We start from the raw sequence: 12,566 nt of genomic DNA on the forward strand, positions 1-12,566 counted from the left end.
GGTTATTATATGTTACCTATATATTAAAACGAAATAACATTTTTTGCAAATAATAACCCACTAAACTTTAATAAAGAGATGTTTTATGATGCTAACCTCACGAGGTAGATATGCAGTAATGGCTATGGTCCATATGGCTAAAGCTGCTGATAAAACTATTCCTATCTCATTAGGTGAAATTTCAGTAGAACAGAATATACCTCTTAATTACTTAGAGCAAATATTTGCAAAACTTAGAAAAAATAACTTAGTTACTTCAACAAAAGGTCCTGGTGGCGGGTATAGACTTAGTCGTAAACTTAAAGAAATTAATGTAGGGGAAATTGTCCAAGCAGTAGAAGAGCCAATAAAAATAACTCGTTGTAATAATGAAGAAAAATTACGCTGTATGCCAAATCAAACTAAATGTCTTACCCACAATCTTTGGGAAGAACTAAGTAAAGAAATAGAAAAGTATTTAGACTCAGTAACTTTAGATGATTTCAGTAATGGAAGGTTTGTCCATGTATAATGGTAGAATATATTTTGATACTAATTCTACTACACCATTAAATTCATCTGTTATACAGAAAATGAATGAAATGGCAGGTATCCCACTTAACCCTTCCTCTATTCATAGTTTTGGTAGAGAAGCGAGGAAAGTATTAGAAGAAGCTAAAGTTAATATTTGTAAGTTATTGAATATTGATCAAAAAAAATATCATGTTGTGTTTACAAGCAGTGGGACTGAAGCAAATAATTGGGTGTTTAAAGGTTTAGAAGAATTTATTCCTGTAATTTCTGCGGTAGAGCATATTTCTGTTTTAAGTAGCGCTGGTGAAAACAAGCTGATTATAAAAGTAGATAGTAATGGAATTATAGATTTAAAGCATTTAGAAGAAATATTACAGACTTTAAAGAATGAAAATCATAAAAATGTAATTATATCAGTTATTTATGCAAATAATGAAACAGGTGTTATTCAACCTATAAACGAAATAATTGAAATAGCTAAAAAATATGGCGCTATAGTTCATTCTGATATGATTCAGGCAATAGGAAAAACCTATGTTAATTTTAATGAGTTAGATCTCGATTTGTTTACAATTTCAGCTCATAAAATTAATGGTCCTGTTGGTATAGCAGCGCTTTTCATAAAAAGAAATCTACCTATCAAACCAATGTTTGTAGGTGGAGGACAAAATCAGGGTTTAAGAGCTGGAACAGAAAATGTAATAGGTGTTATTGGTTTAAAAACAGCTATAGAAGAAGCGATTAGTAATTTAAATGAATATATATTACATTGTAAAAACCTAAGAGATTATATAGAAGAAAATATTTTTTCAATTACTAAGGATGCTAAATTTATTGGGAAAAATGTAGAAAGGCTTCCTAATACCTCAAGCATTTATATGCCAGGAGTAAGTAATGAAACACAGCTTATTAGTTTTGATATGGAAAGCATATCTGTAAGTGCAGGGTCAGCTTGCTCATCAGGAAGAATAGCTGCGTCTCACGTATTAATCGCATGTGGTATTGGAGAACAAGAAGCTAAAAATATTATTAGAGTTAGTTTAGGAATACAAAATAATAAAGACGAAGCGGATAAATTTATAAATTTATGGCGAAAAATATACGAAAATAATCAAAGAAAAGTGGCTTAAAGGGACAAATTATGACATTAAAATTACCTATTTATATGGATTATCAAGCAACTACACCTGTAGATCCTAGAGTGTTAGAAGAAATGTTACCGTATTTTACTGAAAAATTTGGCAATCCTCATTCTAGATCTCATACATATGGGTGGGAAGCAGAAGAGGCGGTGGAAAAAGCTCGTGAACAAATTTCAAGTTTAATAGGTGCAGATCCAAGGGAAATAGTATTTACTTCTGGGGCTACAGAATCAAATAATTTAGCAATTAAAGGGGTGGCTAATTTTCATAAAGAAAAGAAAAATCATATAGTTACCGTTGTAACTGAACATAAATGTGTACTTGATGCTTGCAGGCACCTTGAACAACAAGGATTTAAAGTCACTTATTTGCCAGTAAAAACTAATGGTCTTATAGATTTAAATGTACTTGAAAATGCAATTACTGATGAAACTATTTTAGTTTCTGTTATGGCTATTAATAATGAAATTGGCGTTATACAACCATTAAAAGAAATAGGAGCGCTTTGCCGTAGAAAAGGTGTATTTTTTCATACTGATGCAGCACAAGCTTTTGGTAAAATTCCCCTCAATGTTGAAGAAATGAATATCGATTTGCTTAGTATTTCAGGGCATAAAATTTATGCTCCTAAAGGAATAGGGGCGCTTTTTGTTAGAAGAAAACCTAGAATAAGGTTAGAACCTTTAATCAATGGTGGTGGCCAAGAAAGAGGGCTAAGGTCAGGAACGGTATCACCCGCACTTGTAGTAGCTTTAGGTAAAGCTGCAGAAATTGCTAAGAATGAAATGCAAGAAGAATATGCTAGATTAAAAGCAATTAGTAAAAAGTTTTACGACGAAATAGTAGAAAAAATTCCTGATATATTTTTAAATGGAGATCTTGAGCAAAGATACCCAGGTAACTTAAATTTAAGTTTTGCATATATAGAAGGAGAATCAATGCTTATGTCAATTAAAGACCTTGCGGTTTCTTCAGGTTCAGCTTGTACTTCTGCTTCACTCGAGCCTTCATATGTTTTAAGAGCTTTAGGTGTGGAAGATGAACTTGCGCACACTTCAATTAGATTTGGTTTTGGTAGGTTTACAACAGATGAAGAAGTAGAATATGCGCTTGGTGTAGTTACAAAAAATATTGATAAATTAAGAGCTTTAAGTCCACTTTGGGAAATGGTACAAGAAGGAATAGATCTTAAATCTATTAAGTGGACAGGACATTAATTATAATTTAATTAGGAATAATTTTAATATACGCTTAAGGATTATGGAGGAATTATGGCATATAGTAATAAAGTGATTGATCACTATGAAAACCCAAGAAATGTAGGTTCATTAGATAAAAATGATCAAACAGTAGGAACAGGGCTTGTTGGAGCTCCTTCATGCGGTGATGTAATGAAATTACAAATAAAAGTTAACGAGCAAGGACTTATAGAAGAAGCAAAATTTAAAACTTTTGGTTGCGCTTCTGCTATTGCTTCTAGCTCTCTTGCAACAGAGTGGATTAGAGGTAAAACTTTAGAAGAAGCACAACAAATCAAGAATTCTGATATTGCTAAAGAATTATCATTACCTCCAGTTAAAATTCATTGTTCGATTTTAGCTGAAGATGCTATTAAAGCAGCTATTCAGGATTTTAAAAATAAAAAATCGTCTGATGGTGATTGTGAAATTGAAAAATTAGCAGATGTATAAATATGGCTTTTCCTCAAATTATAACTATTACTGAAAATGCCAAAGCGCGGATTGAACATTTATTATCTCTCCGCAATAAACCTTCAGTAGGTATTAGAATAGGTATTAGATCAGGTGGATGTAACGGACTTACCTATACCGTAGAATATGCTGATAATATAACTGAATTTGATACAATAGTTGAATATGAAGGTGTTAAAGTTTTAATTGATAGAAAAGCAGAGCTTTATCTTCTCGGTACTCAAATGGATTATGTCGAAGGTAAAATGAAATCAGGGTTTACTTTTACAAATCCTAATGTAAAAGGCCAGTGCGGTTGTGGCGAATCATTCCACGTTTAAAATTTATGTCTAAAAATTATTTTGAAATATTTGACTTAGAATTAAAACTTACAATTGATCTTGTTAAGTTAAGACAAAAATATTTTGAACTTCAAAAAATATATCATCCAGATTCCCAGAATCACAATGATTTGGAAATGTGCTTAAAAATTAATGAAGGATATAGAATATTATCCTCCGATATTCTAAGAACTTCATATTTATTAGAACTTGAAAATATCTTTATTAATAAAGAAAATACTACTATAAAGCCAAAGCCTGAAATATTAATATTAGCGCTTGAAAAAAGGGAAGAATTAGAAAACGAATCTGACATAAATAACCTTCGTAAAATTCAAAAAGATGCGCAAAATAAATTTAATGATTTAAAAGATATTTTTGAAAAATTATATTTGCAAAAAACTTTTAATAAAGCTGCAGAGATTGCTATTGAAATGCAATATATGAATAAATTGATTGAGGAAACAATCAGTAAGATAAACAAAATTTTGGAAGAGATATAAATAATGAATTTATATGATATTTATGAGCCAGGGCAAACTCCCTTACCTCATCAAAATGATGATATTTTAGCTCTTGGAATAGATTTAGGTACTACCAATTCTTTAATAGCCTTAGCAAAAGATGGTAAAGTAGAAGTTATATGTGATGAATTTGGTAATAGCATATTACCCTCAATTATACATTTTAATGACAATGGAGACATTGACCATTATGGAAAAAACTCAGTTTCTTCAATAAAAAGATTTATTGGGAAGAGTTACGAAGAAGTAAAAAACTCTAATATATATAATATTATTGATTGTTATGAAGGTAACCCTGGAATTAAAATTGGGTCAAAAATATATACACCAGTAGAAATATCAGCTGAAATTTTAAAACAGTTAAAAAAAAGAGCTGAAAAGGCTTTAGGCAGAGAGGTTAGTAAAGTTGTAATTACAGTACCTGCATATTTTGACGATGCCAAAAGACTAGCTACTAAAGATGCAGCTTTATTAGCAGGATTAGATGTTTTAAGGCTGATTAATGAGCCAACAGCTGCTGCTGTAGCCTATGGATTAGATAAAAAAAAGCAAGGGCAATATCTAGTATATGATTTAGGTGGGGGTACTTTTGATATATCTCTCCTTAAAATGGAAAATGATATTTTTCAAGTTGTTGCAACAGGTGGAGATAGTGAATTAGGTGGCGATGATTTCGATAAGCTTATTGCAGAAGAAATGCTAAAAACTATAGATGGGCTACTTTATAAAGAAGCTTTAAGAATCGCTCGTAAATTAAAAGAAGAATTAACTGATAAAGAAAAAGCAGAATATGAAAACTTTACTTTAACTCGGGAGCATTTTGCTAGTTTAACTAAAGATTTAGTAAATAAAACTATAAAATTAACTAATAAAGTTATAAATGATTCTAGGCTATTACCAAATGAAATAAATGGAATAGTGCTAGTTGGTGGTTCAACTAGAATGCCTGTAATAAAAGAAAAGCTTAAAGATATTTTTCCTATTACCATTTATGATGATCTTGATCCGGATAAAATTGTAGCAGAAGGGGCCGCTATTCAGGCTGAAAGCTTAATTAAAGGCTCTAATCATTTATTAGTTGATGTAAATCCTCTTTCAATCGGACTTGAAATAATGGGTGGAATGGTTGAAAAAATAATTCCTCGTAATTCAACAATCCCTGCAAGTTTTATTCAAGAATTCACTACATATCAAGATGGGCAAAGTGGAATGTTATTTCATATTGTACAAGGGGAAAGAGAACTCGCTAAAGATTGCAGATCACTTGCGAAATTTGAATTAAAAGGAATTCCTTCAATGAAAGCGGGTATTCCACGGATTAAAATTAAATTTGTTATAGATGCGGATGGATTGCTCACAATTTCTGCTTGGGAAGAAACTTCAAGTGTTAGGCAAACTATACATGTTCAACCAAGTTATGGTCTTCCTCATGAAGTAATAAGGACTATGTTGTTTGATGCGATTAGTCATGCTGAAGAAGATTTAAATGCTCGAAAGCTTTTAGAAGTAAAAAGTGAAGCTGAAAGATTGATTTATCAAGTTAACCAGGTTAAATCAGAAATAGAAAATTATCTGGAAAAAGATTTAAAGGAAGAAATATCTTTAGGGGTCGATGAATTAAAAAGATCGCTAGAATTGAATAAGCAAGATCTTATAAGCACAGAGATGAAAAAATTTGAAAATACTATAGAAAAACTTGCTGAAAAGCATTTAGAGCTTAAATTTTCATCAAAACTTCAAGGTATTAAAATAGAAGATTTAGAAAAATTATCTAAATAATTCGGTTAGTAATAAATAAATTTACTCTAAAGTAGAATTAATAGGTTAAAAAACAGTTGATTCTATATTAGTACTTATGTAATTTACGTTTGTTTTAGGAGGAATATATGGTTGAAACAGTTAAAGTTAATTTTTTAAACGCTGATGGCTCAGAGGTCACAGTTGAAGCTCCAATAGGTATATCTTTATTAGAAGTTGCGCATGCAAATGACATTGATCTTGAAGGTGCCTGTGAAGGCTCTCTTGCATGTTCAACATGTCATGTTATAGTTGATGAAGATTGGTATGATTTATTATCACCAGCTAGTGAAGATGAAGAAGATATGTTAGATTTAGCATTTGGTTTAACACATACTTCTCGTTTAGGGTGTCAAATTATTTTGACAGAAGAATTAGATGGGATAACAGTAAGATTACCTTCAGCAACTAGAAACATGAGTTTATAATATGGCCCTTAATGTTAGAAGAGTTTTCTCACTTTTTGTAGTATTAGTTATTTCTTATACAATGATTTGGTATTTTATTGAATCACAAATTGTAAGGAATGTACTAGATGGTTTGAAGCGAGTTCAAGCTGATGTAATATACTCAAGAGTAGAATATAGTGGGTTTCCATTTAAATTCGGAGTTTCTTTTCATAACATTAAAATAAAGGCTAAAAATGTCCTTGAAGGTTCTAAGATTTTAGAAATAGAAGGTGAGGGTGATTTTAAAATTAATACTAATCTACTTATGTCAGATCTTCAACTTACCTTACCAAAAAAATTGAGAATAGAAATTGATAATCGAGATAGATTGATAGCAGAAGCAGTAAATAATAGTGTAATGAATCTATCTATGGCCTTTGATAGTACATTTTTCTTTAGAAAAATTGGTAAAGATGGTGATATAAATCAGCTTATAAATGATCATGCAACATATTATAAAATTGAAGGAAGTGAACCGCGCAAAGTAGAAGTTTATATTGCAAGAAAGAAAGTAGCAGAAATTAATTCCAAAAATATGCTATATGAGGTTAATTTAAAAACTTCAAATAAAGATGAAGGTTATGCTAAAACTGTCAATAATTTTAATATAAAAGGCGAACCAAGTCTTTTAACTGATAATAAATACATCATTGATATTATTAGAGAGTTTAATAAGACTGGTGGGTTAAATATTGAATTAGATTATAATTTTAGATTTAAGAAAAACAATTTCGATGTCAAAGAAGGTAAAGTTGAGAAATTAAAAGTTTCTCAAAATAACTTAAAACTTAGTGCTACAGGAAGTTTTAAAGATCAGGGGAAAACTCCTAATATAAATCTCCAGGTTGAAATAAATAATCTTGATCTGTTATCTAAGGTAATAGGTAAAGCCGTTAAATTTGATGATATGATAGTGGAAAGCTTTTTAATCGCTTGTGCAGATTCAATTACTGAAAAGGGCAATAATAAAATAGGTAAATACAAAGTTGTATATAATGAAAAAGAATTATTGGTAGGTAAGTTTGATAAAAATGCATTAATTACTTATTTTTCATATTTGATGAAAAAAATACCTACAATTAAAATACCTTTACCTAAAGATTTACCAATTCAATTACCTGATATTCCGTTACCGTTTTTAAAAATAAAATAAACTTTATGGTAAAATATGTTTACTACTAACGACATTAGAAAATCTTTCATAAATTTCTTTGTAAATAATAATCATGCACATGTGGAATCGAGCCCATTAATCCCACATAATGATCCATCATTGATGTTTACAAATTCAGGGATGGTACAATTCAAAAATTATTTTACAGGGGTTGAGCAATCAAAATTTAAAACTGCTACTACTTCCCAGAAATGTGTAAGAGCTGGCGGTAAACATAATGATCTTGAAAACGTAGGTTATACAGCGCGTCACCATACTTTTTTTGAAATGTTAGGTAATTTCTCATTTGGTGATTATTTTAAAGAACAAGCAATTTTTTATGCATGGAATTTTTTAACTAAAGAAATTGGATTGGATAAAAATAAACTTTATTTTACAGTTTATCACACCGATGATGAAGCTTATAATTTCTGGAAAAAAATGGGAGTTGAAGAAAATAGAATAATAAGAATTTCTACTTCAGATAACTTTTGGTCAATGGGTGATACAGGTCCTTGTGGACCTTGTTCAGAAATATTTTACGATCATGGAGAAGGTTTAACTGGCGGTTTGCCAGGTCAGCCAGATGAAGGTGGTGAAAGATATGTTGAAATATGGAACCTTGTATTTATGCAATATGAGCAAAAGGCAAATGGTGAAATGTTACCATTACCAAAGCCAAGTATAGATACAGGCATGGGTTTGGAACGCTTTGCAGCAGCAATGCAAGGTGTTTATGATAATTATCAAATTGATTTATTTAAAAATTTAATGCAAGCAAGTAGTGAAATTACTAAAACTAAAATCACTACCGAAAATATAGCTTCTCATAAAGTTATAGTAGATCATTTACGTTCTACAGCTTTTTTAATAGCGGATGGAATCATTCCTTCAAATGAAGGAAGAGGTTATGTTCTTCGTAGAATTATGCGTCGAGCTATGAGACATGTACATCACTTAGGTTGTAAAGAGACGGTAATTAATAAATTGATTCCGTCACTTATCCATGAAATGGGTGGAGCTTATCCTGAATTACTTCGTGCAGAAAATTTTATAACTGAAACAATAAAGCAAGAAGAAGAACGTTTTCAAGAAACCCTTGATAGAGGTATGAAGTTATTATCTCAAGAAGTTAATAATTTGAAAAAAGAGCAAGATTTACCAGGTGAAGTTGCATTCAAATTATACGATACATATGGTTTTCCATTAGATCTTACAATGGATATTATGCGTAAAGAAGACCGTAGTGTTGACGTTGTAGCTTTTGAAGAAAATATGAAAAAGCAAAAAGAAATGGCTAGAAAATCTTGGCTAGGTTCTGGAGAAAATGCAACAGAAGAATTATGGTTTGATATTAAAAATGAATATGGGTCTTCAGAATTTTTAGGATATAAAATGCATAGTGCAGATGCAATTATCCAAGAGATTATTAAAGATGGTCAAAAAATTGATGAAGTAAAGTCAGGAGATAAAGTTTGCTTTATAACTAACCAAACTCCATTTTATGGTGAATCAGGTGGCCAAATGGGAGATATAGGTATTGGTAAAACTTCTACAGGTGAAATAGTAATTACCGATACTAAAAAACATCTAGATTTGCATGTTCATTATGCTGAGGTAAAAAGCGGTAGTATTAAAAAATCGCAAACTATTACTCTTACAATTGATGAAGAAAGAAGAAAGAAATTAAAAAGTAATCACTCAGCAACTCATCTTTTACATGCGGTACTTAGAAAATTTTTAGGTAGTCATATTACTCAAAAAGGCTCGCTTGTAGCTCACGATCGCTTAAGATTTGATATTAGCCATAACAAACCGCTAAGCCACTTTGAAATTAAAAGAATAGAGAATGAAGTAAATAAAATAATTAGAGAAAATCATTCTGTTACTACAAAACTTATGGCTCCAAAAGATGCTATTGAAAGTGGGGCAATGGCTTTATTTGGTGAAAAATATGGTGAAGAAGTAAGAGTAGTTTCAATGGGTGGATTGCTTGAAGAAAAAGATTATTCGATTGAACTTTGCGGTGGCACTCACGTTGAAAGAACTGGCGATATAGGTTGTTTTAAAATAATTAGTGAAGCTGCAATTGCATCAGGCGTTAGAAGAATTGAAGCAGTTTCAGGTGAAGATGCAATAAATTATATTCACTCGCGTGATGAAATATTAAACGAATTATCAGCAATTTTAAAAGTTCCAACAAATGAATTTCCAGCTCGTTTAGAATCATTAAATAGTGAAAGTAAAAGATTAGAAAAGGAATTATTAGAAGCCCGTAAAATTATTCTTGATTCTTATTTAAATAAATTTGAAAGTTTTAATAAAGCTGATCTTTTAGTTGTTGAAACTAAAGGTATGAATTTTAAAGACCTTAAATCATGGCTTGATAATAATATAAAGAAATTTGAAAAATCAATAATTGTAGTTATTAATGAAGACATAGGAAAGGGGGCTGTAGTTGTTGCTGTAAGTAACCCTGACATTATCAAAGCTACTGAAATTGCTGAAAAGTTTGTAAAAGCCTTAGGAGGAACAGGTTCTGGTGGTTCACCGAATTTCGCACAAGGTGGTATTTCTAACGTAAACAACCTTAAAAATGCAATTACCGAATTAAAAAATCAGCTTAATTAAATTATCAATTAATACTCTTCTATTTTATGAAATGGGAGAGTATTATCATAAAAAAGTTAATTTTCTACTAGTAAATAATATTTAATTAATAAGACGCGAGGCGTTATGTTAAGTCAGCAAGCTCAACAATCAAAAGAAAATTTAAACCCAAAAAATAAAAAACCTTTTATCGACTTAACAAAGCGAGAAAGTGAAACGCAAAAGATAAAATTTATTGATTTAAATAACGAAATACAATTCACTTCTTTAATTAATTATATGAATAAATTGCGTGAAAAAATAAAGAATTTAAAAGAAGATGATGGAATAATGATTCCTGTCCCAATGATTCAGGGAATTTTGGATTTAGATGATAAAAATAATGATCTCATCGATGAATTAAGCATGGAAAAAAGTAATGATTTAAATATTGATTTACCAATTTCTCATATGATAAAGGATTTATACAATCAAGATACTGATACTGATGAATCAAGTTGGGAAAGTGATGAAGAGGGAAAAACTAATGAAAAAAGGCATAAAGAAGATAGCAGTATCACCCAGTTAAATATAAAAGATAAAGAAATTGAAGGATTAAAGAAAGAGCTTAGTAACGCTAAAGATTTAGAAGAAAGAATAGATACTCTCTCTAATAACATAAAAGATATGAGTACTAAAAACGGTGAATTAACTTTATCAATAGAAGGAAAAACTGTTTTAACTAATAAATTATCTATTGATCTATTAACTTTAGGCGAAAAAATAAAAGAATTAAGTGATACATTAGTACAAAGAGATGAAGAATTAGGCTTAAAAAATAAAAAAATTGAGGTACTAGAAAAGCAACTTAGTGAAAAACCTAGAGCTTTAAATATTAAAAATTTAAAAGATGAAAATGAAAGATTAGAAAAAGAAAATAGTGATTTAGTGATTAAAAATAATAGTTTGGCATGGTCCAATGTAAGTTTAAAATCACAATTAGCTACCAAAATGGGTTTATGCGATGAATTAACTACTAAAAATCTTTCGCTTGGCTCAGATCGTAAAGAGCTTACTGAGAAGAATAATGCTTTAAAAGAAGAAGTTTCAAGACTCACAACTCTTGTTATGAAATCAGAGAATGAGTTTAAAAAAGAAATAAAAAAGAAAATTAGAGAAGAATTTGAAACAGAATTAAAAGGTTATAAAACTAAGTTAGAGAATAAAGAAACAATAATAGAATTATTTAAGAAAAAGGTTTCTGAACTTGAGCAAACCATTAAAAATAATAATAAAGAAAAAGAATCTTTAGAAAAAGAGCGCAAAGCAAATAAACAAAGAATAGTCCTTCTCGAGGATGAAAATAAGGATTTAAGAGAAGTAAGTAAACTTGCTATAAAAGAAGAGACTGATAAATTTGAAAATTTAGCCACTTCTCTTATCACCTCCGAGGCCCTACATTTTTTACAACCTATTAATTCAGAAGCTCTTGAATTGACAATTAAAAAATTAACTAAGGAAATAGAAGAAAATGTCAAAAAATATAAAGAAAATTTAGAAGCAAAAGAAAATTTAATTGTCGAAAAGTCTAAAAAAATCAAAACAAAAAATATTAAAATTCAAACTTTAGAACGAAAAATTGCAGATTTAAAAAAAGAAATAAAAGAAAAAGAACGCAATTTAGAATCTTCTATAAAAAAGAATGATGAAACTATAAAAGAATTAAGCCAACAGGTTAGTAACTTAAAAACAGAAATTGAAAGTAAAAACTCTCAAAATGAAGAATCGAGAAAAAAGGACAAAGAAACTTACGATACAAAAATTAAAGAATTAGAAGAATTATTAGAATTAAAGGTTAATGAAGTTAATAAGAAACAAAGTGAATTAAAGTCTTACGATGATAAAGTTAAAGAATTAAACCAACAAATAGAGAAATTTAAACACGAATTACATAACAGTAATAGTGAAAATATAAAATTAAATGAAAGTATTAAAGCCTCTCTTACTGAAAAAGAGCAATTAAAGAATGAAGCTCAAAATTATGATAATGAAATAAAGAAATTGCAAGAAGATTTGAAGTTAAAAGAAAAAAAATGTAAGCGTTTAGAAGAAGACAAAAAGAAATTAGATAAAGAAGCTCAAATTTATTTTGATGAAAAATGTAACTTAGATGATCAAATAAAAGTTATTGAAAAAGAAAGAGAACATTTCAAAATATTAAGCGTTTACTGGTATAAACAATATGAAAAAACACATAAAAATGGTAATGAGCAAAATAATTTATTACAATCTGGTTTTAGAGTAGAGTACGAATCTGAAACTAACAATATTACAGATAAAATTGGTCATACTAGATATTAAAATTTA

General features: G+C 29.6%; 11 protein-coding genes. All 11 read left to right on the top strand.

Going from position 1 to position 12,566, the window contains the following annotated elements:
- Nucleotides 1–85: 85 nt before the first annotated feature.
- Nucleotides 86–511 (top strand): Rrf2 family transcriptional regulator, encoded by a 426-nt coding sequence (locus J0H68_00640; GenBank protein ID MBN8827198.1) that lies wholly within the window; start codon nucleotides 86–88, stop codon nucleotides 509–511.
- Nucleotides 504–1,643, top strand: coding sequence for a cysteine desulfurase (locus tag J0H68_00645; protein MBN8827199.1), 1,140 nt, complete (start codon nucleotides 504–506; stop codon nucleotides 1,641–1,643). The genes J0H68_00640 and J0H68_00645 overlap by 8 nt, the downstream gene beginning before the upstream one ends.
- 11 nt (nucleotides 1,644–1,654) lie before the next feature.
- Nucleotides 1,655–2,872: an IscS subfamily cysteine desulfurase gene (locus tag J0H68_00650; GenBank protein ID MBN8827200.1), complete on the top strand. Its 1,218-nt coding sequence runs from the start codon at nucleotides 1,655–1,657 to the stop codon at nucleotides 2,870–2,872.
- Between the two features lie 54 nt (nucleotides 2,873–2,926).
- Complete coding sequence (iscU, locus tag J0H68_00655; protein ID MBN8827201.1) at nucleotides 2,927–3,346, top strand: Fe-S cluster assembly scaffold IscU; 420 nt, start codon at nucleotides 2,927–2,929, stop codon at nucleotides 3,344–3,346.
- A 2-nt stretch (nucleotides 3,347–3,348) separates the two neighbouring features.
- Nucleotides 3,349–3,687, top strand: coding sequence for an iron-sulfur cluster assembly accessory protein (locus J0H68_00660; GenBank protein MBN8827202.1), 339 nt, complete (start codon nucleotides 3,349–3,351; stop codon nucleotides 3,685–3,687).
- A gap of 5 nt (nucleotides 3,688–3,692) precedes the next feature.
- Entirely contained in the window at nucleotides 3,693–4,190 is a 498-nt protein-coding gene (hscB, locus tag J0H68_00665; protein ID MBN8827203.1) for a Fe-S protein assembly co-chaperone HscB, read from the top strand.
- A 3-nt stretch (nucleotides 4,191–4,193) separates the two neighbouring features.
- A complete protein-coding gene (hscA, locus tag J0H68_00670; protein MBN8827204.1) occupies nucleotides 4,194–5,990 on the top strand; it encodes a Fe-S protein assembly chaperone HscA in 1,797 nt (598 codons plus the stop codon).
- Nucleotides 5,991–6,097: 107 nt separating this feature from the next.
- Nucleotides 6,098–6,436, top strand: coding sequence for a ferredoxin family 2Fe-2S iron-sulfur cluster binding protein (locus tag J0H68_00675; GenBank protein MBN8827205.1), 339 nt, complete (start codon nucleotides 6,098–6,100; stop codon nucleotides 6,434–6,436).
- A gap of 1 nt (nucleotide 6,437) precedes the next feature.
- On the top strand, nucleotides 6,438–7,610 hold the full coding sequence (locus tag J0H68_00680) for a hypothetical protein (protein MBN8827206.1): 1,173 nt from the start codon (nucleotides 6,438–6,440) through the stop codon (nucleotides 7,608–7,610).
- 15 nt (nucleotides 7,611–7,625) lie between these two features.
- Nucleotides 7,626–10,241 (top strand): alanine--tRNA ligase, encoded by a 2,616-nt coding sequence (gene alaS / locus J0H68_00685; protein MBN8827207.1) that lies wholly within the window; start codon nucleotides 7,626–7,628, stop codon nucleotides 10,239–10,241.
- A gap of 105 nt (nucleotides 10,242–10,346) precedes the next feature.
- Nucleotides 10,347–12,560: a hypothetical protein gene (locus J0H68_00690; protein MBN8827208.1), complete on the top strand. Its 2,214-nt coding sequence runs from the start codon at nucleotides 10,347–10,349 to the stop codon at nucleotides 12,558–12,560.
- Nucleotides 12,561–12,566: the final 6 nt, after the last annotated feature.

This window comes from Sphingobacteriia bacterium, from assembly GCA_017304685.1.
GTDB lineage: Bacteria > Pseudomonadota > Alphaproteobacteria > Rickettsiales > 33-17 > JAFKLR01.